The following is a 22,577-nucleotide window of genomic DNA, read 5'->3' on the forward strand; positions in this document are numbered from 1 at the left end:
GCCGGTCGACATCGAACTGGTGCTGGCGGTCGACGTTTCGCTTTCGATGTCGCCAGCCGAGCTCGAAATCCAGCGTCGCGGCTATGTGGCGGCGCTGACGCACGACACGGTACTGCAGGTTATCGCCGATGGCGCCTATGGCAAGATTGCCGTCACCTACGTCGAATGGGCCGGCACGACCTGGCAGCATGTCATCGTGCCGTGGACGGTGATCGCCAATCGTGCCGACGCCGAGCGGGTCGTCGAGCAGCTCTCCGCCCATGCGCCCAACAGCGCCCGGCGCACCTCGATTTCCGGTGCCTTGCAGTTCGGCAGCGATCTCTTCGCCGAAAGCGGCTTTCAGGGCGTCAAGCGCGTCATCGACATTTCAGGCGATGGCCCCAACAATCAAGGTGCTCCCGTCGACATGGTCCGTGACGGGCTGGTCAAGCAAGGCATCACCATCAACGGCCTGCCGCTGATGACCCGAAGCGGCTTCACCAGCGTCTACGACGTAAACTATCTCGACCGCTACTACACCGACTGCGTCATCGGTGGGCCCGGCGCGTTTATGATTCCGGTTAATGAGTGGACGCAGTTTCCCGAAGCGATCCGTCGCAAGCTGGTGCTCGAGCTTGCCGGGCCTGTGTCCCCGCAGTGGGCGGCGGACGAAGCGGCACATCCGCCGGTGGTGCTGGCGCAAGACAAGCCGGCCACCGACTGCCAGGTCGGCGAAAAAATGTGGCGTGACCGAAGCTGGATGTACGACAGCCGCTAGATTTCAAGCGCTCCCAGCCAGAGGCTACGCGCGCAAGATGTTGGCTGTTTACGCGGCCAGCAACTGCTTGCGATCGACCCGCTCCTGCTGCGGCGAGCGCGCATAGAGCTCGCGGTAGCATTTGGAGAAATGCGAGGCGGAGACGAAGCCGCAAGCGACCGCCACTTCGACCACCGGCATCGATGATTGGATCAGCAAGTGCCGGGCCCGATCGAGCCGGATTTCCAGATAGTAGCGGGCAGGGGACCTGCCCATCTCGGTGCGGAACAGGCGCTCGATCTGCCGGCGTGACAGGTCGACATGATCGGCGATCTCGATCAGCGACAGCGGCTCGGACAGGTTTGCTTCCATCAATTCGATGATGGTCAGCACCTTGGAGTTCTGCACGCCAAGGCGCGCGCGCAGCGGCAGGCGCTGGCGATCGGTCGGGCTGCGCACGCGGTCGGTCAGCACTTGCTCGCAGACCCGGTTGACGAGATTGTCGTCGAAATCGTCGCCGATCAGCTTCAGCATCATGTCGAGCGCCGCAGTGCCGCCGGCGCAGGTGTAGATGTTCTGGTCGATCTCGAAGAGGTCGGCAAACACATTGGCCTTCGGGAACGCCTCGGAAAAGCCCGGCAGGTTCTCCCAATGAATAGCGCAGCGCTTGTTGGATAACAGGCCGGCGGCGGCCAGTATGTGTGCGCCAGTGCACAGGCCGCCGAGGGCGACGCCGCGGTTGTATTCCTCGCGCAGCCAGGCGAAGGCCGATTTGTTCTGGTAGCGCTCGACATTGATGCCGCTGCAGACGACCGCCATGTTCGGCCGCTCCGCTCCGGACATCTTCTTGCGTTCATCCTCCAGCGAGGTGTTGACGGCGCATTCGACCCCGTTCGAGGCGCGCACCGGCTTGCCGTCGATGCTGGCGAGTCGCCAGCGATAGGCCTCATAGCCGAGCATCCGGTTGGCCGAGCGCAACGGATCGAGCGCCGTCGCAAAGGCGATCATGGTGAAATCGGGGACCAGGAAGAATACAAACGATCGCCTGATCGGATGATTTACGACGTTCACAGGGTAGCCCTCACGCTGCAATGGCGCGAACAGGATGTCGCGATCAGCATAGCGACATCAGGAAAAACCTTTCCTGTCAATCGGCTAGGTGGCAACGGAAAGACTTTATTTGCGACATGGGTCGCAAATGGGCAATCGCTATGCGGTGACGGACCCAACATGCTGCCGGATTCAGCAAAACATGCCGCATGTGGTCGGCGCATGACAAAAAACGCCGCCTCGGCAAGACCGAAGCGGCGTGATGCGAGGCAGCGGCGCGCTGCTTGCGAGCTTGTCAGATCAGGCGACGAAACCGAGGCGCGCGGCGGCCATGGCGCCGGTCTGGCCGGGCATGGTGTTGGCAAGGCGCTGGCGCTCGAGCGCGGTCGTCAGGTTCATTTCACGGCGAGCGAAAAGGCGGGCAAAAAGCTTCATGATCATCTCCATTCGGTTGCTCAGACGGGTCGCCTTCGCTTGATGGAGTGGGGCAGCTCGTTTGCTGGCGCTGATATAGGCTTACGTGAGGGGAAACTAAATCGCAAAAGCGAAGCACTTGATATGAAAAGCGACACGGAATGCGACATATTTGGGCATTCCGCCCAAGATTTATGATCACTTACAAGGCGTTAGTTCGAAATGTCGGCTGCTATGCAGCCCGTTCATATGCGCCATGCAGCGGCGACATGGCTCGGAAAGTCATTTGACTACAAATAAAAAGGCCTGCCGGGCAGCGTCTGCGCGGCAGGCCTTCAGCTTTGAATACACACGATCTATTTTGCTCCACCAGCCCAGGATCCGACGCCGTAGCGAGTGCTGGTCTTGGTGTCGGCGGCTTCGGGCCAGCCGATATCCTTCTGCAGTTCGATCGGCAGAGAGCGGATGGCGCGTTCGGTCTGGTAGCGGGCGCGGGCCGCGCTGAATTCGGTCGCGATGCGGCCGATGGATGACAGGATGGACATTTCATTCTCCTTTGCGTTGGGCCGGGAGTTTGCCCCGTATGAGCGCTACTTCAGGTTTGTTTCAGCTTCATTTCGTGTCGATTGCAGATCAATGTCACCGTCGTTTCAAGGCGGCCTTCGGTACGTCTGCCTTCGATGGAGTTGACTATCCTCCCAAAGTGATGTTCAATCAAACGAAATGGAATGATGGTTTGCATCAGAAAAATTGAAGGTCGATCCCGATGAACGCCCCACTCAATCATCCGTTGCCGCTGCTTGATCTCGACGTTTTGCGCACCTTCGTGGCGATCGCCGAGACCGGCAGTTTCACCACCGCGGCCAATGCCGTCTTCCGCACGCCGTCGGCTGTTTCCATGCAGATCAAGAAGCTGGAGGACATTCTTGGTCGCTCCGTGTTCGCGCGCGACGCGCGCTCGGTGACGCTGACCACGGATGGCGAGATGCTGCTCGGCTACGCCCGCCGGCTGTTGTCGATCAACCGCGAGGTGGTGTCGAAGTTCATCATCCCCGATATCGTCGGGGTGGTGCGGCTGGGCTCGCCGGACGATTATGGCGAGCGCGTGCTGCCGCATGTGCTGAAGCGTTTTGCGCAGTCGCATCCCTCGATCGCGGTTGACGTCACCATAGACCAGAGCATCAATCTGCGCCGGCGCATGGACGACCGGGCGCTCGACATCACGCTACTCACCAATTCCTATAAGACCAGCGCGCTCGGCGCCGAAGTGCTGCTCACCGAGCCGATCGTGTGGGCCGGCGCTAAGGGCGGCTGCGCGCATCTGCGCGAGCCGTTGCCGGTGTCATTGTGGGAAGAGGGCTGCGCCTGGCGGGCCGGGGCACTCGAAGCGCTCGGCCGTGAGGGCCGCAACTATCGCGTCGCCTATATGAGCGCGCATACGGCCGGCCAGCGCGCTGCGATCATGTCCGACCTCGCGGTGGCGCCGCTACCGAAATCGTTCCTCGGCAGCGAGATGGTTGAGCTTTGCCCGAAGGACGGCATGCCGGATATCGGCACCTACAATCTGGCCATGGTCGTGGCGCCGGACGCCAGCGCGCCGGTGAAGGCGGTCGCCGACCACATCCGTGCGACCTTCGAGGTGTTCAGGGAGACCGGAAAGTTCTGATCTAGGACCTGGACGGCGCAGCCAGGTTGTGAGCGGGGGCGCCACGACCTGTCCTTTGCAGCGCCAATTCGCCGGCTTTGGCGTGATAGCTTTCGGTGTCGCTGGTCAAGAACGTCACGATGCTGTCCCGCGCGCGCCGCGCTTCCGGCATGTCGATCAGTGGCCAGACATGGAACATGCCTTGCTCGTGCACGACCTCTATCTCGACACCGGCGGCACGGGCCTTTTGCGCGAAGATCAGATTGTCGGGGGTTAGCATATCGCGTGAACCGGTCAGAAGCAGCGTTTTCGGCAACACCGAGAGGTCGCCGTAAAGCGGGCTGATGCGCCAGTCACTGGGATTTATGCCGGCACTGTAGAGCCGGACTGCCTCCAGCCCGCCCGGAATTCCCAGCCATGGATCGTAGCGTTCCGCCTCGAACACTTCGGGGTTGGCGAGCGACAAGTCGAGGCCGGGCGAAATCAGCACATGGCGCGACGGTAAGGGCTGGGCGTCTTCCGCGGCCATCATGGTCAGCACCACGGCCATGTTGCCGCCGGCGGAATCGCCCATGAAGACGATGTCCTGCGCTTCCGCCTCGTCGAGCATTTGCCGGTAGACCTTGCCGACCATGCCGAACATGGCGTGGAAATCGTGTTCGGGAGCAATGGGATAGATCGGCACGGTGATGCCGAAGCCCAGCCGGTCGGCCATATCGGCGATCAGTCCCCAGTGATAGGACGTGATTTGAAAGACATAGGCGCCGCCATGCAGGTAGAGGATACGCTTTCGCTCGCCGGCCCTTGGCGCGATTTCGTAGACGGGAAATCCGTCAATACCGCGCGTCGTGACGTCGAAACGCGATCGCAGCGAGGCGGGCGGCTGGTGGTCCTCTGTCTTGCGCGCATAGGCGATCCAGCGCTGCAGATTTTCCGGGCTGGAAAAAGCCTGCTTGCGGCTGTGCCTGAGGACAAAGGACACGACGTGGCTTTTGAGGCTGGGCATGCGGACACACGGACTTCGGCTGAGCCGACTAAGAGAACCCCCGCTATCGAAGATCGTGCCTTTGCCCAAAATGTCAAGATTCGCGCGGTCTCAACACGGCGGTGTGATCTGGCTGGCAAGGCCAGCATCTAGTCATGGCTCAGCGCCGGGGCAGCAGTGCGGCGCGCAGCCGATTGTCGTTTGCCGCCGGAGCCGCATGACGGCTCCGGCGCTTGGCCAGCAGCTTGCATTTGTCGGCGAAGGTCATCAGCGCGCCGAACCCAGAAGCAGGGCCGAGAAGGTGACCTGCGGATCTTCGCGCGGCGACACGGGCCAGCCGATGTCCCTCTGAATTTCGGGCGGCAGACTGTTCAGGGCCCGGACGGACCTGTTCCTTTTGTGTGCGTTCCTGATGGCCATACCATGGCGGCCGAGGCTTTCGAACATCGACATCTTCATCTCCTTTGGAGTGCTGCGGCGGCTGAAAGTTATTTCCTGCCTGCCGTTCGATGCCGGTTAAATGCGCCGCACATGTATCTGGTGGATTTCACGAAAACAGTGCCTTGTTTCAGTTTGGGCTGATCCGGAAACATTTGCGTGCAAACGAGAATGAGGGCGAAATGCAGCTTTCGCCGGCGGGATGTTACCCCCGCCCGCGCCGCGCCGCGTGGCCTTCGCGCGAACGCCGCCGCGGGGCGGCATCGCCGGCAATGCCGTCCTCGCTGACCGTCTTGCGTGGTGGCAGCTTCACCGCCGCCGACAGTTTCGGGAACGGGTCGACCTTGTTCGGCAGCGCCATGGCGTAGACGAAATGCTCCTGGAATTTCGGCTCCAGCGCGGTCTCGATCTTCTCGATCCGGCTCACCGTTTCCTCGATCTCGCGGCGATAACCGCGGTTCAAGAGCGCCATGCGCGCACCGGCGCCGGCGGCATTGCCGACGGCCGAGACCTTGTCGAGGTCACAGTCCGGGATCAGTCCCAGCACCATGGCGTATTTCGGATCGATGAAGGAGCCGAAGGCGCCGGCGAAGTGGATGCGGTCGACATGATCGGTGTGCTGCTTTTCCATCAACAGCTTGGTGCCGGCATAAAGGGCCGCCTTGGCAAGCTGGATGGCGCGCACATCGGTCTGGGTGATGGTGATCCTGGGCTCGCCTTCCTTCAGCACATAGGAGAAGGTACGGCCACTGGCAGTGACGCGCGGCGACCGGGCGGAGAGGCTGCCGTCGACGACACCGTCCTCGGAGATGATGCCGGCCAGATACATCTCGGCGACCACCTCGATGATGCCGGAGCCGCAGATACCGGTGACGCCGGTTGCCTGCACGCTGTCGAGGAAGCCGGGGTCGTCGGACCAGAGTTCCGAGCCGATAACCCGGTATTTCGGCTCCAGCGTGTCGGGATCGATGCGGACGCGCTCCATGGCGCCGGGCGCGGCGCGCTGGCCGCCGGAGATTTCCGCGCCCTCGAAGGCGGGGCCGGTGGGCGAGGAGGCCGCCACGACCCGCTGGCGATTGCCGAGCACGATCTCGGCATTGGTCCCGACGTCGACGATCAGCATCATCTCGTCCTGGCGATGCGGCCCTTCCGACAATGTCACCGCAGCCGCATCGGCGCCGACATGGCCGGCAATGCAAGGCAGCATATAGAGCCTGGCGCCCTGGTTGAGCTTCAGGCCGATATCCGACGCCTTGATGTGCACAGCGCCCGAGACGGCCAGCGCGAAGGGCGCGCCGCCGAGTTCGGTCGGGTCGATGCCGAGGAACAGATGATGCATGATCGGATTGCCGACGAAGACGGAATCCAGGATGTCGTTGCGCTGGACGTTGCCTTCCGCGCAAACCTTATCGACGAGACCCGAGATCGCCTCGCGCACCGCGACGGTCATGCCCTCGCGGCCGTCCGGGTTCATCATCACATAGGAAACCCGGCTCATCAGATCCTCGCCGAAGCGGATCTGCGGGTTCGACGTGCCCGACGAGGCCGCGACGCGGCCCGACAGCAGCGACACCAGATGCATGGCGATGGTGGTCGAGCCGATATCGCAGGCAAGCCCGTAGGCCTCGTTCTTGAGACCTGGCCACAAGGAGATGACCCGCGCGGTCTCGCTCTCGGCGTCCTTGTGGATGGCGGCGGTCGCGGTCCAGTTGCCCTTGCGCAATATGCCCTGCACCTGCGGCAAAAGATGGAAATCGAAATCGAGGCTCTTGAGCCCCCAGTCCTTCATCAGCGCGATCTTTAGGCGATCGAGATCGCCTGATGGATTGTGCATGTCGGGCTCTTCGATCTCGACATAGCACATGTGGATTGCCGAATCGCGGGCGATAACCCTGGTGTCGGCGTCCTTGCGGATGGTCTGCGCGTTGATGACCGTGTCCTGCGGCACATCGACAACGAGGTCGCCAAGGATTTGCGCCGAGCAGGACAGGCGGCGCCGTTCTGGAAGGCCGCGCACGCGTTCGTAGCGCTCTTCCTTGGCGCCTTTGGGCGAGATGTGGTCGTTGGAGGAAACAATCTTGTGCTTGGCGAAGTTGCCTTCCTGCACCTCGACCTGGCAGCGCCCGCAAGTGGCGCGTCCACCGCACACGCTCTCGACATAGACGCCGAGCTGGCGCGCGGCATCGAGCACCGGTGTGCCGACCGGAAACCGCCCGCGCTTGCCCGACGGCATGAACAGCACGAGCGGATCCGTGATGTTGGCAGGAGAGTTCACGATTGCGCGCTTATCCTCGGGCCATACGGGCTTCACGGCCGCCGCGCCGGCGGCCGCCATTGCCATTGCCATTGCCTTCGCCCGGCGCATTGACTTGCGTGGGCGCCGCGATCGCCTGGCCGCCTTCGGCCGGCTTGTAGTCCTTGTATGTCCTGATCCAGTTGGTGCAGTTCTCGTCGGTGCCGTTCAGCACATTGGCGCCGCGCACCGCTTCCATCTCCTGCGGACGCACCGGGTTCATAATCGCAGAGGTCATGCCGGCGCCGATCACCATCGGGATGAAGGCAGCGTTGATGCCGTGGCGGTGCGGCAGGCCGAACGAGATGTTTGACAGGCCGCAGGTGGTGTTGACCTTGAGTTCTTCGCGCAGGCGGCGCAGGAGCGCAAAGACCTGGCGGCCGGCATCGCCAAGCGCGCCGATCGGCATGACCAGTGGGTCGACGACCACATCGTGCGCTGGAATGCCGAAATCGGCGCAACGCTCGACGATCTTCTTGGCGACGGCGAAGCGCACGTCCGGATCCATCGAAATGCCGGTCTCGTCGTTAGAGATGGCGACAACCGGAACGTTGTATTTCTTGACCAGCGGCAGGATCGCCTCGAGCTTTTCCTCCTCGCCGGTGACGGAGTTGACCAGCGGCCGGCCCTTGGCGACCTTGAGCGCCGCCTCGATCGCGGCGGTCACCGAACTGTCGATCGACAGCGGCAGGTCGACCAGTCCCTGCACGATCTCCAGCGTCTGCACCAGCAGGCCTGGTTCGGTCTCGTTCGGGTTGACCGAGGTGACGCCGGCATTGACGTCGAGCATGGTCGCGCCGCAGGCGGCCTGTTCCAGGGCGTCTCTGATGACGGTGTCGAAATTGCCCGCGATCATTTCGGCGGCGAGCTTCTTGCGCCCGGTCGGATTGATGCGTTCGCCGATCACGCAGAAGGGCTGGTCGAAGCCGATGATGATTTCTCGTGTCGCCGAGGCGACGATCGTCCGGGTCATGAAATCTCTCCGTCGTGATATAAAGACTTCTTTATATCGTTTCTGATTTCGATCAAGCGAATGGTGGCCGTCCGCGCCGTCAATGCGCGGTCTTGACCATATCCACCTGGGTTTCGGTGATCTCGTCGTGCAATATGTGGTCGAGCCGGTCGGCGACGAGCTGGTCGTCGCGGCGGATTTCGCGTTTCCAGGGCTGGCGGCCCTTCAGCACGCCCGATTCATCGACGATCTCGGCGACATATTCCTCCTGGCGATAGGCCATCACATGGACGCCGGAAACGCCGGGAATTTCCTTCACCTCGTTGATGATGTCGATGCAGAGCTGCTTGCCTTCCCTCTTCTGATCCTGGGCGCCTTCCAGCCGCTTGACGATCGAATCGGGGATATGGATGCCCGGCACGTTGGAGCGGATCCATTTGGCGGTCTTGGCCGAGGCCAGCGGCCCGACGCCGCACAGGATGAAGCATTTTTCCGTGAAACCGAGATCCCGGATCTGCTGCATGTAGGTGCGGAACATCGGCACGTCGAAACAGTATTGGCTTTGCACGAATTGGGCGCCGGCGGCGATCTTCTTGCCCAGCCGATAGGGGCGGAAATCGATCGGCGGCGCGAAAGGGTTGATTGCCGCGCCGAGGAAAAGCTGCGGCGGCGTCGTCAGCTTGCGGCCGGACAGGAATTTGCCGTTGTCGCGCATGATGCGGCAGGTTTCCAAGAGCGACATGCAGTCGAGATCGAACACCGGCTTGGCGCCGGGCTGGTCGCCGGCCTGCACCCCGTCGCCGGTCAGGCACAGCATGTTGGCGACGCCCATCGCCGCCCCGCCCAGCACGTCGCCCTGGATGGCGATGCGGTTCCTGTCGCGGCAGGCGATCTGCATGATCGGGGCATAGCCCATGCGGGTCAGCAGCGCACAGATCCCGACCGACGACATGTGGCAGTTGGCGCCCGACGCGTCGACGGCGTTGATGGCGTCGACCCAGCCGTCGAAGATTTTGGCGCGGTTGTAGACATCTTCCGGATCGGCGCTGTCGGGCGGGTTGAGCTCGGTGGTCACCGCGAACTCGCCGCGCCTCAGGACGCGCTCCAAGCGTCCTCGCGACGTGTGGCCGGGCAGGGGCTCAAGCGGCAGATGAATGCCGGCCGGGTTCTCGTCGCGCTGGCGGCCGATCATGTCGATACCCCGGTATTCGGAGCATTGCGGGCGGCTTCGCGCGCGGCGGCAGCCTGTGCTGTCACCCGCAGCCATGCCGAGGTTTCCCGCAGCGACTGGTCGACCGGCTTCTGTACGTCGAGGATCTTGTCGCCATGCTTCATGTTGCGTGAGCCTTCCCAGGCCTTGACCCAGACGCAGGGCATATCAGGCTCGACCTCGCAATTGCCGTTGGCGCGCACACCGCCGCAAGGACCGTTGCGCAATTGCTTGGGGCAATTCATCGGGCACGACATGCCGGTGGAAGAAAGAATGCACTGGCCGCACATGCGGCAGTCGAACATAAAACCCTTGACGCGTTTTTCTACGAATTTGATCGGCCCTTCGACGCGGCCGTAACCGATGCCCTTCCACAGCGGATGTAGGAGCAGAAACATGTCGGCGAACCTGGCGTAGAACCATTCGAGCAATCGCGAATGCCGCACGGACCACAGCCTGACCGCGAACGAGCGTTGCACGCGCCGCTGCGGCGACACATCAGCCGGCTTGTAATCGGATTTCGGCGCTGCCTTCTTGACCAGAGTGGCCTGGGTAACCGCCGGGGTCGTTTCAGACATCTTTTCCGCCCGCCTTGACCAGAGCGACCAGCCGCTCGCGGTCGTATTTCGCGTCGATGTCCTGAAAGGCTTTTTCAGCCTCGCCTTCAAGATCGTCGCTGACCGGCACGGGGTCGGCTTTGCGCCATTCGGCCAGGTAGTCGTCGGTGCCGCCGGCGCCGGTGCGCATCGCGCACATGTCGATCGCCTCGGTAAAGCGCAGCGGCAGTTCGCGCTTGGCGTTCTGCCGGCCTTTCTTGACGATGACCTGGGCGGGGATGTCGCGCCAGTAAACGACGATCAGATCGGCCATGAATTTCTTACTCCTCGTGTTCCGAGCATTGCCGGAAGCGCTGTTGGGCCGCTTGTTATGGGACGACGCGCGTGCATTCAAAAGCGACGCAATTGGCGGACGTAAAAGGAAAGGTGAGAGTTTTCGATATTTGGGCTGATAAGGATCAGCCGGCGCGGCGATCGAAGCTGCCGACGAGCTTCCTGTGGAAGCGGACATAGCCTCGCTCGGTCGTGCGCAGATGTTCCGCAACGATCTGATGGAAACGCGGCAGACGGTGAAAGGGAACGGCCGGATAGGAATGGTGCTCGGCGTGGTACGGCATGTTCCATGCCACGAAGCGCACCAGCCTTGTGGTAAAGGTAGTGCGGGTGTTTTCGAGCATGTTGGCGACATGCGGGCACAGTGCGTGCTCGGCCAGCAGATAAGCCCGCAAAAACGGCTGGCCGACGAGCACCGGCACAATCCAGATCCACAGCAGCAGCGCCGACTGCGCGGCCAGCGAGGCCACCAGCAGCAACGCATAGGCGATCAGGAATGAGCGTGCTTCCGAAGTCACCTTGTCGCGGCCCTTTTCCGGCACGAAGCCGTCGCGGTTGCGGCCTGCCGCGTTGACGACGATCACGCGCGCCATGCTGGTCCAGTAGGGGACGCCGGAGAGATAACGCAGGTACTGGACTATGGTCTCCGGTTTCGGCGCCATCAGTTCGGGATCATTGTCCGGATCGTGCGTGTGACGGTGGTGCGCGAAATGGAAATAGCGGAACCATGCCGGCGGCAGCAAGATCAGGAGACCGGTCACGGTGGCGATGGCGCGATTGAGCCACGGCGTCCTGAAGGCGGTCTCGTGGATGGTCTCGTGCAACGGCGTGAAGAAGAAGACGATCAGGATCCCCTGCGGCAGCATAAGAATGGGCCAGAACGGGATGCGGGCGACGATCAGCGCGCCCAGTACGACAACCAGTCCGCCATGGACAGCCAGCCGGACAATGCCGGGCCTATCCAGCTTGGCGGTGAGGTCGCGACGATCCTCGACCGACAGACCGGCGATGATGGTGCGGTGGTCGATTTCGCTCATGGGGGCCAAGCTTATCGCCGAGGCGCTGTCCGGTAAATTGGCGCTGGTTACCAGACGCCGGTTTTTACGCCGGTCCAGAGATAGGACCAGATCGTCGGATGATACCATTGTTTCGAAGGCAGGCCGGGATCTGAGGTGGCAAGCTTGCCGGCCAGCGCGTCCCTGACCGCCTCGACGCAGATGTCGCGTGAGAACGCCGCCTGCCGCAACGCATAGCTTGAAATGGTGTCGCCCGGGCCAGGCTTGCCGCGCACCTGCCGCAGCACGCCGCCGGTGTCGACGCCGGCGTCGACCAAATGCACGGTGGTGCCGAAGTTCTCCGCATCGCCGGAGACCAACGCCCAGTAGCCGCCATTCATGCCGCGATACTTCGGAGCGATGCCGGCATGATAATTGAGGACCGGACAAGGCATCTTCGCCAGCGTCTGCCTCGACAGCAGGCGGCAGCCGGCAAGCAGCACGACGCCGGGTTGGATATCCGCGATCGCCTGCAGGCACTCCGGCGCATTGGCTGAGGGAACGTGGATGATCGCTTGTCCGGGCTTTGATTCCGTCTGCAGTTTCTGTTCGGCGATGATCCGTGTTGCGTGCCCGGCGAAAAACCGCTTGCCGAGCCGTGTCAGCACCATCGTGCCGAGCTGCCCGATGGCCTGTAACCAGCCTTGGCGGCGGGCACGCCCCAGCAGCAATTGCTTTTTGGATTCAGGGCTTTCGAGGATGACGTTGACGGGACCCAGCCGGTCAGTGATGCGTTGACGATCGCCCAGATATGCGGTCCGCCTTCGGTGACGACGACGATCGGCGGCAGGTTTGATTTCTGGGATTGCATGGTTTGCGACGTGCCGCCCGTAAAGACATGGTCTTAGAGCGCTGGATGCTAGACCGCCCGGGTTAACCCTTGGTGATCGGCTTGGGTGTCAGAGCGCAGGCTCAGCGCCTGAGCTCAAGGATGTCGAGCTTGGATTCGCGATAGGGCGCCGGGAACTCGATGCGCCATTCGTTGGCGCTGTTGCGAAAGGCGTAGCCGACCTGATCGCTTTGCGGGCCGCTGCCATAGGGTTTCGCGGGATCGTTGTTGACGGAGAAGGAGCCGAGATAGATCGAGCGCTTTTCGCCGTCGTCGAAGAAACGGCCCTTGGTGCGCTGGGAGCCGGTGATTTTTTCCAGCATCCAGCCCGAACCATCGTCGCTCACCTTGCACTTGAACCAGCCGTAGATGACGAGCGGGCTCAGTCCACCAGCCTTGATGGTGCGGCATTGCCAGTTGCCGGTCAGGTCCTTGTCGGAAAACGAGACCAGCGGCTTTGCCAGCAAGGCGTCGAGCTGATTGACCTCGGCGGCATCGCCGGCCTTGGCTTCATCAAGGGCTGCCTTGCGTGTCTCGTCATATTTGTCGAGCCGCACCTGGTCGGCAGACGTGATCAGCTTCTGCACCTCGCCATCGGCGAGTGCGGGCAGGGCGAAACAGACAACGCCTGCTGCGGCAATCAAGAGGCGAGCGATCATCGGTGGGTTTCCTAGTCGATAGCTGGAACAGCCTGTTTTTCTCGTTTGGCATACAACTTACCCGTTCGCAGCGGCCTGTCATCCGTGCTTAACAGCGGTCAGGTTAAAAATCTTGGTTTCGCCGATGCGGATATTGCTTACGGGATCGTCAGGCTGGCTGGGCAGCGCACTCGCGCCGCGCCTGCAGGCCCTTGGCCATGACGTCGTGGGCCTCGATCCCGTCCCGTCGGCGCAAACGCAGGTGATCGGCTCGGTCGCCGACCGTGACCTGGTCATGCGGACGGTCAGCGAAAACCACATCGAGGCGATCATCCACAGCGGCGCGCTGCACAAGCCTGACATCGAACACCAACGCAATGAGGATTTCATCGAGACGAATGTGTGCGGCACGCTCAACCTGCTCGACGCGGCGGTGGTATCACGCGTTCAGCGCTTCGTCTTCACGTCGACGACCTCGCTGTTGATCTCGAAAGCCATACGCGCCGGCTTGACCGGCGGTGCGCGCAAGGCCGCCTGGCTGACGGAAGACATGTCGCCCGAGCCGCGCAACATCTACGGCGTCACGAAGCTTTCGGCCGAACATCTTTGCCGTCTGTACCACATCGAGCACCGCCTGCCTGTGGTCGTGCTGCGCACGGCGCGCTTCTTTCCCGAAGCCGACGATATGGCTCATGCGATCGAGCAGTCGGATGCCAACACCAAGGCCAATGAGCTGTTGTTTCGCCGGCTGACCGTGGAAGATGCCGCCGAGGCTCATGTCGCGGCGCTCGAGAAGGCGCCACAGCTGGGCTTCGACATCTTCATCGTCTCGGCGCCAACGCCGTTCCGGCCCGACGATTGCGAGGCATTGATCGCCGACGCACCGTCCGTCGTCGCGCGTTATTTTCCGGAATTTCCGGCGCTCTATGCGCGGAAAGGCTGGACCATGTTTTCCTCGATCGACCGCGTCTACGACGCCTCGCGGGCAAAGGACAGGCTGGGCTTCTTCTGCAAGACGAGCTTTGCCGATGTGCTTGCCGCGCTCGCAGCGGAAGAGGGGGCCGCCTGATCGAACGGTCAGGCAGGTGCCGCGGCGCTGGCCAGTTCCGTCGTCAGGTCGCCATAGCCGGTCGAGCGGCGCTCATAGGCGAGACCGAGCATTTTCGCGGCCTTCTCGGCGACCTTGTCGAGTTCCGGATCGTCGGTCTGGGCGATATAGATCAGCTTCTCGTAATTGCCGAAATAGTCTTTAATCAGCTCCGGATGCCTGTCGAGGCCGAGCGGCTTCATGAAGAAGGCATCAAACTGGCGGCACAGGAAGTCGGTCATGTAGAACGACATCATGTCGTCGTCGGCGACCTTCGCATAGGCGTCCATGCCCTGGTAGAAGGCAAAGCAATGCGGCCCGGCCATGCGCTCGACGCCATGCTTCTCGCAGACGCGGTCGAGCAGGCCGCCGGTGCCGCAGTCGGCGTAGCCGACGAAGATGTTTCTGTAGCCGTCCGCCTTGGCCTTCTCGATTGCCTTGTCCATGGCCGGTGCGATGCGGTCCGGGTAGAAATGGAACTCCGCCGGCAGGCAGGTCAGGTCGAGATGATCGAGCCCCAGCTGCTCCTTGACGGCCAGAACTTCGCGCGCAATCATCCCGCAGGCGATGACGAGCAGCCTGTCGCCTTGATCGGGTTGTAGTTTTTGCACGGCGCTCATAGAACCGGTTTTCGTTGCTATTTGTTTCGAATCTATCGAACGAGGGAGACACCGTCCATGAAACTATTGCGCCTTACACCCATTGCCATTTTCGCTTGCGCCCTGGCACTTTCGGCCTGCGCCAACACCGTCCGTGGCGTTGGCAAGGATGTCAAATCGACAGCCAACGCGGTTGAGGACACGGTCGAGAACCCCTGATCCGCAATCTCGCCAAAGCGCATCGCTCTCAAGATAGTTCAAGCGATGCGCGTTAAGTCCTTGTAACATCTGGGAACAACAAAGCCGCGCTGCAAGGCGCGGCTCGATTTATTGTGCATGCCGAATTCACCGAGATCGGGCCGAAGCGCGGACGTCTTGTCCGCCTTGTTTCGTCAGGCGGGCACGAAAAGTTGACTTTTCGAGCAGGGGATATGCCGTTACCCTTTTCTAGTACCCTCAACAACGAAGCTAGGAGCCATAGGATGAAGACCGCTCTCTTAGTTGTCGCCGCTCTGGGCCTTTCGGTGTCCGGCGCCGCAGCGGAATGTGTTGGCCACACCAAAACGACGGCTTCCGTAGATCAGCAAACCAAAGCTGCAAGCGTAGATCAGCAAACCAAAGTCGCAAGCATCGCAAATACGACAACTGCCGACACGCCGGTCCTGAAAAAGGAAGAGGCAAAAGAGTCAGAATAGGCGTTTCAACCCGCCCGAACGCTAGGCTTGCGGCGCTACGCACCGCATCGGCCTGTATCACAGCATAAGTACGGGCTTCCGTACTTATGCTCCTGTACTCCTCGTCAGCTCAGGCCGAAGCGCGGACGTTGTGCTTGCGCTTCATGAAGTCCTTGGCGGTCTCGACCGCCACGGCGGCGTCGCGGCAATAGGCGTCGGCGCCGACGGCCTTACCGAATTCCTCGTTGAGCGGCGCGCCGCCGACCAACACGACATAGTCGTCGCGGATGCCCTTTTCCTTCATCGTGTCGATGACGACCTTCATGTAGGGCATGGTCGTCGTCAGCAGCGCCGACATGCCGATGATGTCGGGCTGGTGCTGCTCGATGGCGTCGAGATATTTTTCCACCGCATTGTTGATGCCGAGGTCGATGACGTCGAAGCCGGCGCCCTCCATCATCATGCCGACAAGGTTCTTGCCGATGTCGTGGATGTCGCCCTTGACGGTGCCGATCACCATCTTGCCCTGCTTAGGAGCGCCGGTGGCGGCGAGCAGCGGACGCAGGATGAACATGCCCGCCTTCATCGCGTTGGCGGACAACAGCACTTCCGGCACGAACAGGATGCCGTCGCGAAAGTCCTCGCCGACGATGCGCATGCCTTCGACCAGTGCCTCGGTCAGGACCTTGTAAGGCGCCCAGCCGCGCTCGAGAAGGATGTTGGTGCCTTCCTCGATCTCTTCCTTCAGTCCGTCATAAAGGTCGTCGTGCATCTGCTGCACGAGTTCGTCGTCGGAAAGTTCGGAAAGGATGATCTCGTCATCGGCCATTTTTAATCCAGCTCCTTGCCGCACGGATACAGTTGCGGGGCCTCAAATATCACGTCAATACCTAACCCGCTACGGGCCTACGTCCATAGCTGATTTGCGACTTCCCGCAAAAGGAAAGCGACCGCAAATCTATTGGAATTCTTGTCGATTTTGCGACAGGCGTTGGCGCTGGCGGGCCGTTTCGAATAGGGTGCATGGCTACGATCCGGCCAGAAGGCGCAATATGCGGCCGTAATAATTATGCCAGAACAAAAGTCAGGGAAGAACGATCATGAGTGAGAACGCGCCGGTCGACCAGGAAGCGTCAAACGCGCGGCGCGGACGCGCCGCCAGCGGTGGTGCCGCTGCCCGGCGGGCAGCGCGCTCGGGTGGCGGCCCCGGCACCCAGCTCACCTACATCAAGCGCAAGATCAACGTCTATGAGGTGCTGGACGAGGAAGGGCTGGCGCTGATCGAGAAGAACACCGACACGGTGCTGGAGGAGATCGGCATCATCTTTCGCGACGACGCCGAGGCCTTGCAGCTGTGGAAAGAGGCCGGCGCCGACGTCAAGGGCGAACGCGTGCATTTCCCGAAGGGCCTCTGCCGCTCACTTTTGAAAACCGCGCCGTCTACCTATACCCAGCATGCCCGCAATGCCGGACGTTCGGTGCAGATCGGCGGCAATGCCACCGTCTTCGCGCCGGTTTATGGTCCGCCCTTCGTGCGCGATCTCGATGGCGTCAGGCGTTATGCGACGATCGAGGATTTCCGGAACTTCGTGAAGCTCGCCTATATGGCGCCGTCGATCCACCATTCGGGCGGCACGGTATGCGAGCCGGTCGACGTGCCGGTCAACAAGCGCCATCTCGACATGATCTACAGCCACATCAAATATTCGGACAAGCCGTTCATGGGTTCGGTCACAGCACCCGAGCGCGCCGAGGACACGGTGGCGATGGCCAAGATCGTGTTCGGCGACGATTTCGTCGAGAACAACACGGTGCTGACCAGCCTGATCAACGCCAACTCGCCGATGGTGTTCGACGAAACCATGCTGGGAGCGCTGAAGGTTTATTCGCGCCACAACCAGGCCTGCATCGTCACCCCGTTTATTCTCGCCGGCGCGATGAGCCCGGTGACGGTCGCCGGCACGCTGACGCAGGTTCTGGCCGAAGTGCTGGCTGGCGCGTCATTCACGCAGCTGATCCGGCCGGGCGCACCGGTGCTGTTCGGCACCTTCGCCTCGTCGATCTCGATGCAGTCGGGCGCGCCGACCTTCGGCACGCCGGAGCCGTCGCTGGTCTCTTATGGCGCGGCGCAGCTCGCGCGTCGGCTTGGCCTGCCGTTCCGCACCGGCGGCTCGCTCTGCGCCTCGAAAATCCCGGACGCGCAGGCGGCCTATGAGAGCGCCAACACGCTGAACTCGACGATCCTCGCCGGCACCAATTTCGTGCTGCATTCGGCCGGCTGGCTCGAGGGCGGGCTCGCCTCCTGCTACGAAAAGTTCATGATGGACATCGACCAGCTCGGCATGACGCAGAAGTTCTCCGAAGGCGTCGACCTGTCGGAAAACGGCCAGGCAATGGACGCCATCCGCCAGGTGGGTCCAGGCAGCCACTATCTCGGCTGTGACCACACCCAGGCCAATTTCCAGACCGCCTTCTACCGTTCCAACATCGCCGACAACAATTCCTACGAGCAGTGGCTGGCCGAGGGCGAAAAAACCGCGCCGCAGCGCGCCAACGAACTCGCACGCCGCTGGCTGGAAAGCTACGAGGCGCCGCATCTCGATCAGGGTATCGACGACGGGCTGAAGGACTTCATCGGCAGGAAGAAGGCGTCGATGGCCGACGCCTTCACCTGAAAGGAGCCCGAGTCAGGCGGGGCTAAAGTCGCCAACATCATCCACAAGGAAGTCTGGCGGAGCGCCTTCTCCGATCCGGAAAAGAAGGGATGACTGCTGCGCGCAGCAGGATCGAAGATATAGCGGCTGCGCTTTCCGCCCACGGCCTCATCCTGCGCAGCGGCTTCAATTTTGCAGACCGTGAGCAAGCACCTTCCGGTCTTTCCGGTGCTGCCGCCAGATCCGTGCTGATGGTGGGGCAGGCGGGCGCCGCGCCATGGCCGCATTTCCTGCGCTGGCGGGAGAAACAGCCACAGTCCATTGCGAATCCGCTCGATACGTGGTCTCGCGAAGTGATCGGCGCAGTGGCGAACGACTTCGGCGCGCGCGCCATATCACCGTCCGACAGGCCGTATCTGCCGTTCCAGCAATGGGCGATGCGAGCGGAGGGCTTGCGGCCGTCGCCGCTCGGCATCCTCATGCATCCGCAATACGGGCTCTGGCACGCCTATCGCGGCGCGCTGCTGTTCGAGGATGAGATTGCGCTTCACGAACCTCGCGAAGTGATTCACCTTTGCGATGCATGTGTCGACAAACCTTGCCTGAAATCCTGTCCGGTCGGTGCTTATTCTGCGGATGGTTTTGCACATGAAGCTTGTCTGGCGCATGTGCGTGGGCAGAACGGCGCGCCTTGCCGCACCGGCGGTTGTCTCGACCGCAACGCTTGTCCCTATTGCACGGCCTATCGCTATTCCCCAGAGGTTCAGGCCTTTCACATGGCGGCGTTCGCGCGTCTGTAGCATCGCCGAATGCCGCACGGAATCTTGAATAGGGGTCGCCGCATTACGACTTGCCCCGACGGCCTGCGTGGATATGTATCGCACACGACAAGTCAAAGGAGTGGGCGATGGCGAAGCGGGACATTCAGATCAAAACCAGCGACGGCTTGGCAAAAGCCGGTCTGTTCCGCTCGGCAGCCCCGGCCAAGGCCGCTATCATCCTCTATATGGACGCTTTTGGCCCGCGGCCAGCGCTCGACCAAATGGCGGAACGGCTTGCAGGCGACAATTACGCGGTATTGGTCCCGGACCTTTTCTACCGCAACGCGCCCTACGGTCCATTCGAGGCCAGGACTGCGTTCAGTGACGAGAAGCGCAAGGCCGTCATCACGGGTCTCCTCAGCGGCACGACACAGGACATGACCATCCGCGACAGCGGCGCTTTCCTCAATGCGCTCGATGCCGAGGGCGTGACCGGACCGGTCGGCACCGTCGGCTATTGCATGGGCGGAGCGCGGGCGCTGAATGCTGCCGCGGCCTATCCCGGCCGCATCGTTGCCGCCGCCAGTTTCCATGGCGGCAATCTGGCGTGCGATACTGCCGACAGCCCGCATCGGAAGGCTGCGTCGATCAAGGCGCGGGTCTATGTCGGCACTGCGGGCGTGGACAGAAATTTCCCGCCGGAACAGGCAGCGCGGCTGGCCGAAGCGCTGCGCGCGGCTGAGGTCGATCATGTCATCGAGAACTATGCCGACATGGCGCATGGCTGGTGCGTGCCGGATCACAGCGTCTTCGATGCGACCGGCGCCGAGCGTCATTGGAAGCGGCTGGCGACGTTGTTCGCGGAGACGTTGGGGTAGGCCGCAGATCGTCACGATCGGCCGCCTTCCAAAAATTTCCTTCCATCATCCCAAGGAATCGCCATTAGCCTTCGTCCAACAGGCAAATGATGGCGCTGATGCTGGATGAAAGCGAAGCCTCCGACGCCGAGTTGATCGGGCGGGCGAAGGGCGGAGACAGGGGGGCTTTCGGCAAATTGCTCGAAAGGCACTATGATTTCGTCTATCGCGCCGCCTATCGCTGGTGCGGGAAAAAGGCCGACGCCGAGGATATCGCCCAGGAAGTTTGCGTCCGGCTTGGCCGGGCGATCCGCGATTATCATGGCAGCGGCGCCTTCACCACCTGGCTCTACACCATGACGCTGAATGCGGCACGCGACGTGATGCGCAAGACCGCCCGCGAGACGGTCAAGATCGACGCCTACGGCGCTTACGCACTGATCTCGGGAGAAGCCGAGCCTGAAGATCCGGCCGAGGCGCTCTGGGCGGCAGTGCGGATGCTGCCGGGCAAGCAGCGCGACGCAGTGCTGCTCGTCTATGGTGAAGGGCTGAGCCACGCTGCCGTTGCCGAGGCGATGGCGATCTCGGAGGCGACGGTTTCCTGGCACATCCATGAAGCGAAGAAACGGTTGAAGACGCTCATGCGTTCAGCCGGGGAAGTGTGATCATGGTCGACGACAACGAACTCAAGAGACTGCGCGATATCGCAGCACCGGCACCGGGTACCGACGCAAAGGCGCGTGCCTTCGAGGCCGCCATGCGCGCATACGACCTGGACGAAAAAACTTCACCTGCCGCCCAAGGATCGGCGAACGGGCTTCGTCTCACAGAGCGAGCACAAAAGCTCTGGAGTGAAATCATGCAAAAGAAGCTCTTCGCCACCCCGGCCATTGCCGGGCTCGTCGCCCTGCCGATCGCCGGATATGCCACCATCTATATGCTACAGGAGCAGCCGTTCCATTCAGGTGGGGACGAGAAGATCACCGAAACGCTGGCCGACAAACCGCTGGCTAAAGCGCCGGCATCGGTGAGGCCGCTCACCGTGGCCGAGGCCGACAAGCGGAAGAAAGCCGATGCCGACACCGAAAGCCGCGTCGCAGCCGAGGCGCTTGCGCCGGCATCGCCGCCGAAGCCCGAGTCGAATGCGCTGGGTGGCCTGGTGCAGCAGGATATGCTGGCTCGCAATGCGCCCGAGCCCTCGCCTCGCGAGGCGCTGGCTGGCGGTTCAAGTACCGTGGCTCCCGCAGCCGATGGCGCCGCGCAGATTGGCCGTGTGCCCGGTACCGTCGCCCAATCCAAGTTGATGGCTCAGCCTTCGACCGCACCAGCTGACCAGATGCCGCTGCCGGAGCAAAACCGCGACCGCGTCGAGGATTTTAAGACCAATCCGGTGCGTGCCGCGCTCGAAGACCCGGTCTCGACCTTTTCGATCGATGTCGATACGGCCTCCTATTCCTTCGTGCGGCGTTCGCTCAGGGAAGGTGTTGTGCCACAGGCCGACACGGTCCGCGTCGAGGAGATGATCAACTACTTCCCCTACGACTGGAAAGGCCCAGACTCGGCCTCGACGCCGTTCAACTCGACCGTCAGCGTTATGCCCACCCCATGGAATGGGCACACCAAGCTGATGCATGTCGCCATCAAGGGTTTCGACGCCAAGCCGGCCGAGCAGCCCAAGGCCAATCTGGTGTTCCTGATTGACGTGTCGGGCTCCATGGACGAGCAGGACAAGCTGCCGCTCCTGCAATCGGCCTTCCGGCTTCTGGTCAACAAGCTCAAGCCTGACGACACCGTCTCGATCGTCACCTATGCGGGTGACGCCGGCACTGTCCTCGAGCCCACCAGGGTTTCGGAGAAGGACAAGATACTCAACGCCATCGACACTTTGGCGCCCGGCGGCAGCACGGCCGGCGAGGCGGGCATTAGACAAGCCTACCGGCTGGCGCAAAAATCCTTCGTCAAGGACGGGATCAACCGGGTGATGCTGGCCACGGACGGCGATTTCAATGTCGGCCAGACCGACGACGACGATCTGAAGCGGTTGATCGAAAAGGAGCGCAAGACCGGGGTGTTCCTGTCGGTGTTCGGCTTCGGTCGCGGCAATCTGAACGACCAGATGATGCAGACCATCGCCCAGAATGGCAACGGCACCGCCGCCTACATCGACACGTTGGCCGAGGCCGAGAAGGTGCTGGTCGAGGATGCGTCCTCGACATTGTTCACAATCGCCAAGGACGTGAAGATCCAGGTCGAGTTCAACCCGCAAAAGGTCTCGGAATACCGGCTGATCGGCTATGAGACCCGTGCCTTGAACCGCGAGGACTTCAACAACGACCGCGTCGATGCCGGCGAGATCGGCTCCGGCCATTCGGTCACCGCGATCTATGAGATCACGCCGAAGGACAGCGGCGGCGAGAAGATCGATCCGCTGCGCTACGGCCAGGCTTCGGTGAACAATGGCGGCGTCGCCAATGCCGGCGAATATGCCTTCGTAAAAATCCGCTACAAGTTGCCGAACGAGGATGCCTCGAAGCTGATCACCACGCCGGTGACATCAGCCAACGAAGTGGCTAATTTTGACCAGGCCAGCACCGACCAGCGTTTCTCCATTGCCGTCGCGGCCTTCGGCCAGAAGCTGCGCGACGAGGATGCCACCGGGAAGTTCGGCTACGACAAGATCATGGAGATTGCCACTGCTGCCCGGGGAGCCGACCCGTTTGGGTACCGGTTACCGCCGAGCGCCGAGGCAAGGCGCACCAGCGAGAGGAACTCGGACCGGTACCCAAACGGGTCGGCTCCCCGGGCAGCAG

At 62.1% G+C, this 22,577-nt stretch carries 25 protein-coding genes and 1 pseudogene; 12 read left to right on the plus strand and 14 right to left on the minus strand.

Going from position 1 to position 22,577, the window contains the following annotated elements; all coding sequences use genetic code 11:
- Positions 1–757 (plus strand): DUF1194 domain-containing protein (locus E5W87_RS03795; protein WP_292394150.1); only part of this gene is annotated, 757 nt, incomplete at its 5' end.
- Positions 758–805: 48 nt separating this feature from the next.
- Here E5W87_RS03795 and E5W87_RS03800 read toward each other — a convergent pair.
- Positions 806–1,744 (minus strand): GlxA family transcriptional regulator, encoded by a 939-nt coding sequence (locus tag E5W87_RS03800; RefSeq protein WP_367118789.1) that lies wholly within the window; start codon positions 1,742–1,744, stop codon positions 806–808.
- 45 nt (positions 1,745–1,789) lie between these two features.
- On the opposite strand from E5W87_RS03800, the gene E5W87_RS03805 reads away from it, so the two are divergent.
- Entirely contained in the window at positions 1,790–2,398 is a 609-nt protein-coding gene (locus E5W87_RS03805; RefSeq protein ID WP_292394233.1) for a hypothetical protein, read from the plus strand.
- 158 nt (positions 2,399–2,556) lie between these two features.
- On the opposite strand, the gene E5W87_RS03810 is transcribed toward E5W87_RS03805, so the two are convergent.
- The gene (locus E5W87_RS03810) at positions 2,557–2,745 is read right to left on the minus strand and encodes a hypothetical protein (protein WP_127294378.1); all 189 of its coding nucleotides are present in this window, start codon (positions 2,743–2,745) and stop codon (positions 2,557–2,559) included.
- A 38-nt stretch (positions 2,746–2,783) separates the two neighbouring features.
- On the opposite strand from E5W87_RS03810, the gene E5W87_RS03815 reads away from it, so the two are divergent.
- Positions 2,784–2,954, plus strand: a complete 171-nt coding sequence (locus tag E5W87_RS03815; protein ID WP_292394155.1) for a hypothetical protein — start codon at positions 2,784–2,786, stop codon at positions 2,952–2,954.
- A gap of 12 nt (positions 2,955–2,966) precedes the next feature.
- A complete protein-coding gene (locus E5W87_RS03820; RefSeq protein WP_095486712.1) occupies positions 2,967–3,866 on the plus strand; it encodes a LysR substrate-binding domain-containing protein in 900 nt (299 codons plus the stop codon).
- 1 nt (position 3,867) lies between these two features.
- Here the strand turns inward: E5W87_RS03820 and E5W87_RS03825 are convergent, their stop codons facing one another.
- The 10 genes and pseudogenes from E5W87_RS03825 to E5W87_RS03870 all read right to left on the minus strand — a co-directional run bounded on the left by E5W87_RS03825 (position 3,868) and on the right by E5W87_RS03870 (position 13,156).
- Positions 3,868–4,851: an alpha/beta hydrolase gene (locus tag E5W87_RS03825; protein ID WP_292394157.1), complete on the minus strand. Its 984-nt coding sequence runs from the start codon at positions 4,849–4,851 to the stop codon at positions 3,868–3,870.
- Positions 4,852–5,097: 246 nt separating this feature from the next.
- Positions 5,098–5,283 (minus strand): hypothetical protein, encoded by a 186-nt coding sequence (locus E5W87_RS03830; protein ID WP_292394159.1) that lies wholly within the window; start codon positions 5,281–5,283, stop codon positions 5,098–5,100.
- A gap of 190 nt (positions 5,284–5,473) precedes the next feature.
- Positions 5,474–7,603, minus strand: coding sequence for an ASKHA domain-containing protein (locus E5W87_RS03835; protein ID WP_292394224.1), 2,130 nt, complete (start codon positions 7,601–7,603; stop codon positions 5,474–5,476).
- The gene (locus E5W87_RS03840) at positions 7,554–8,534 is read right to left on the minus strand and encodes a methyltetrahydrofolate cobalamin methyltransferase (protein ID WP_292394162.1); all 981 of its coding nucleotides are present in this window, start codon (positions 8,532–8,534) and stop codon (positions 7,554–7,556) included. Before E5W87_RS03840 ends, E5W87_RS03835 begins: the two co-directional genes overlap by 50 nt.
- Positions 8,535–8,613: 79 nt before the next feature.
- Complete coding sequence (locus E5W87_RS03845) at positions 8,614–9,705, minus strand: methylenetetrahydrofolate reductase (protein ID WP_292394227.1); 1,092 nt, start codon at positions 9,703–9,705, stop codon at positions 8,614–8,616.
- A complete protein-coding gene (locus tag E5W87_RS03850) occupies positions 9,702–10,301 on the minus strand; it encodes a methylenetetrahydrofolate reductase C-terminal domain-containing protein (RefSeq protein WP_292394164.1) in 600 nt (199 codons plus the stop codon). Before E5W87_RS03850 ends, E5W87_RS03845 begins: the two co-directional genes overlap by 4 nt.
- Positions 10,294–10,593, minus strand: coding sequence for a virulence factor (locus tag E5W87_RS03855; protein ID WP_292394166.1), 300 nt, complete (start codon positions 10,591–10,593; stop codon positions 10,294–10,296). Before E5W87_RS03855 ends, E5W87_RS03850 begins: the two co-directional genes overlap by 8 nt.
- A gap of 145 nt (positions 10,594–10,738) precedes the next feature.
- Positions 10,739–11,650 carry a fatty acid desaturase gene (locus E5W87_RS03860; RefSeq protein ID WP_292394193.1) on the minus strand — a complete coding sequence of 304 codons (912 nt, stop codon included), beginning with the start codon at positions 11,648–11,650 and terminating at the stop codon, positions 10,739–10,741.
- A gap of 47 nt (positions 11,651–11,697) precedes the next feature.
- Positions 11,698–12,479: pseudogene (locus tag E5W87_RS03865) on the minus strand (formyl transferase).
- Positions 12,480–12,580: 101 nt separating this feature from the next.
- Positions 12,581–13,156 (minus strand): DUF4893 domain-containing protein, encoded by a 576-nt coding sequence (locus tag E5W87_RS03870; RefSeq protein ID WP_292394195.1) that lies wholly within the window; start codon positions 13,154–13,156, stop codon positions 12,581–12,583.
- 124 nt (positions 13,157–13,280) lie between these two features.
- Between E5W87_RS03870 and E5W87_RS03875 the strand changes: the two genes are divergently transcribed.
- Positions 13,281–14,204 carry an NAD(P)-dependent oxidoreductase gene (locus E5W87_RS03875; protein ID WP_292394197.1) on the plus strand — a complete coding sequence of 308 codons (924 nt, stop codon included), beginning with the start codon at positions 13,281–13,283 and terminating at the stop codon, positions 14,202–14,204.
- Positions 14,205–14,212: 8 nt separating this feature from the next.
- Here E5W87_RS03875 and E5W87_RS03880 read toward each other — a convergent pair whose 3' ends face one another.
- Positions 14,213–14,842, minus strand: a complete 630-nt coding sequence (locus E5W87_RS03880) for a DUF1638 domain-containing protein (RefSeq protein ID WP_292394200.1) — start codon at positions 14,840–14,842, stop codon at positions 14,213–14,215.
- Positions 14,843–14,899: 57 nt separating this feature from the next.
- On the opposite strand from E5W87_RS03880, the gene E5W87_RS03885 reads away from it, so the two are divergent.
- A complete protein-coding gene (locus E5W87_RS03885) occupies positions 14,900–15,040 on the plus strand; it encodes an EncA/B family entericidin (RefSeq protein WP_292394203.1) in 141 nt (46 codons plus the stop codon).
- Between the two features lie 263 nt (positions 15,041–15,303).
- A complete protein-coding gene (locus E5W87_RS03890) occupies positions 15,304–15,516 on the plus strand; it encodes a hypothetical protein (protein WP_095486756.1) in 213 nt (70 codons plus the stop codon).
- A 109-nt stretch (positions 15,517–15,625) separates the two neighbouring features.
- Here E5W87_RS03890 and E5W87_RS03895 read toward each other — a convergent pair whose 3' ends face one another.
- On the minus strand, positions 15,626–16,324 hold the full coding sequence (locus E5W87_RS03895) for a B12-binding domain-containing protein (RefSeq protein WP_095486700.1): 699 nt from the start codon (positions 16,322–16,324) through the stop codon (positions 15,626–15,628).
- A gap of 271 nt (positions 16,325–16,595) precedes the next feature.
- On the opposite strand from E5W87_RS03895, the gene E5W87_RS03900 reads away from it, so the two are divergent.
- From E5W87_RS03900 to E5W87_RS03920, 5 genes are all read left to right on the plus strand, one after another.
- Positions 16,596–18,170, plus strand: coding sequence for a trimethylamine methyltransferase family protein (locus E5W87_RS03900; protein WP_292394206.1), 1,575 nt, complete (start codon positions 16,596–16,598; stop codon positions 18,168–18,170).
- 89 nt (positions 18,171–18,259) lie between these two features.
- On the plus strand, positions 18,260–18,949 hold the full coding sequence (locus tag E5W87_RS03905) for a hypothetical protein (protein WP_292394209.1): 690 nt from the start codon (positions 18,260–18,262) through the stop codon (positions 18,947–18,949).
- A gap of 107 nt (positions 18,950–19,056) precedes the next feature.
- Positions 19,057–19,788: a dienelactone hydrolase family protein gene (locus E5W87_RS03910; RefSeq protein ID WP_292394212.1), complete on the plus strand. Its 732-nt coding sequence runs from the start codon at positions 19,057–19,059 to the stop codon at positions 19,786–19,788.
- Between the two features lie 89 nt (positions 19,789–19,877).
- Positions 19,878–20,432, plus strand: a complete 555-nt coding sequence (locus E5W87_RS03915) for an RNA polymerase sigma factor (RefSeq protein WP_292394230.1) — start codon at positions 19,878–19,880, stop codon at positions 20,430–20,432.
- Positions 20,433–20,434: 2 nt separating this feature from the next.
- The coding region (locus E5W87_RS03920; protein WP_292394215.1) for a VWA domain-containing protein at positions 20,435–22,577 on the plus strand (2,143 nt) is incomplete at its 3' end.

The sequence above is a fragment of the Mesorhizobium sp. genome, from assembly GCF_004962925.1.
In the GTDB taxonomy this organism is placed as follows: domain Bacteria; phylum Pseudomonadota; class Alphaproteobacteria; order Rhizobiales; family Rhizobiaceae; genus Mesorhizobium.

Coding starts and splice junctions, on each gene's coding strand:
- E5W87_RS03915 (WP_292394230.1), top strand. CDS start 19,878: ATGGCGCTGATGCTGGATGAAAGCGAAGCCTCCGACGCCGAGTTGATC.
- E5W87_RS03800 (WP_367118789.1), bottom strand. CDS start 1,744: ATGATCGCCTTTGCGACGGCGCTCGATCCGTTGCGCTCGGCCAACCGG.
- E5W87_RS03810 (WP_127294378.1), bottom strand. CDS start 2,745: ATGTCCATCCTGTCATCCATCGGCCGCATCGCGACCGAATTCAGCGCG.
- E5W87_RS03895 (WP_095486700.1), bottom strand. CDS start 16,324: ATGGCCGATGACGAGATCATCCTTTCCGAACTTTCCGACGACGAACTC.
- E5W87_RS03880 (WP_292394200.1), bottom strand. CDS start 14,842: ATGAGCGCCGTGCAAAAACTACAACCCGATCAAGGCGACAGGCTGCTC.
- E5W87_RS03805 (WP_292394233.1), top strand. CDS start 1,790: ATGATTTACGACGTTCACAGGGTAGCCCTCACGCTGCAATGGCGCGAA.
- E5W87_RS03855 (WP_292394166.1), bottom strand. CDS start 10,593: ATGGCCGATCTGATCGTCGTTTACTGGCGCGACATCCCCGCCCAGGTC.
- E5W87_RS03900 (WP_292394206.1), top strand. CDS start 16,596: ATGAGTGAGAACGCGCCGGTCGACCAGGAAGCGTCAAACGCGCGGCGC.
- E5W87_RS03845 (WP_292394227.1), bottom strand. CDS start 9,705: ATGATCGGCCGCCAGCGCGACGAGAACCCGGCCGGCATTCATCTGCCG.
- E5W87_RS03820 (WP_095486712.1), top strand. CDS start 2,967: ATGAACGCCCCACTCAATCATCCGTTGCCGCTGCTTGATCTCGACGTT.
- E5W87_RS03910 (WP_292394212.1), top strand. CDS start 19,057: ATGGCGAAGCGGGACATTCAGATCAAAACCAGCGACGGCTTGGCAAAA.
- E5W87_RS03830 (WP_292394159.1), bottom strand. CDS start 5,283: ATGTCGATGTTCGAAAGCCTCGGCCGCCATGGTATGGCCATCAGGAAC.
- E5W87_RS03905 (WP_292394209.1), top strand. CDS start 18,260: ATGACTGCTGCGCGCAGCAGGATCGAAGATATAGCGGCTGCGCTTTCC.
- E5W87_RS03850 (WP_292394164.1), bottom strand. CDS start 10,301: ATGTCTGAAACGACCCCGGCGGTTACCCAGGCCACTCTGGTCAAGAAG.
- E5W87_RS03890 (WP_095486756.1), top strand. CDS start 15,304: ATGAAGACCGCTCTCTTAGTTGTCGCCGCTCTGGGCCTTTCGGTGTCC.
- E5W87_RS03815 (WP_292394155.1), top strand. CDS start 2,784: ATGAGCGCTACTTCAGGTTTGTTTCAGCTTCATTTCGTGTCGATTGCA.
- E5W87_RS03825 (WP_292394157.1), bottom strand. CDS start 4,851: ATGCCCAGCCTCAAAAGCCACGTCGTGTCCTTTGTCCTCAGGCACAGC.
- E5W87_RS03885 (WP_292394203.1), top strand. CDS start 14,900: ATGAAACTATTGCGCCTTACACCCATTGCCATTTTCGCTTGCGCCCTG.
- E5W87_RS03840 (WP_292394162.1), bottom strand. CDS start 8,534: ATGACCCGGACGATCGTCGCCTCGGCGACACGAGAAATCATCATCGGC.
- E5W87_RS03860 (WP_292394193.1), bottom strand. CDS start 11,650: ATGAGCGAAATCGACCACCGCACCATCATCGCCGGTCTGTCGGTCGAG.
- E5W87_RS03835 (WP_292394224.1), bottom strand. CDS start 7,603: ATGGCGGCCGCCGGCGCGGCGGCCGTGAAGCCCGTATGGCCCGAGGAT.
- E5W87_RS03870 (WP_292394195.1), bottom strand. CDS start 13,156: ATGATCGCTCGCCTCTTGATTGCCGCAGCAGGCGTTGTCTGTTTCGCC.
- E5W87_RS03875 (WP_292394197.1), top strand. CDS start 13,281: ATGCGGATATTGCTTACGGGATCGTCAGGCTGGCTGGGCAGCGCACTC.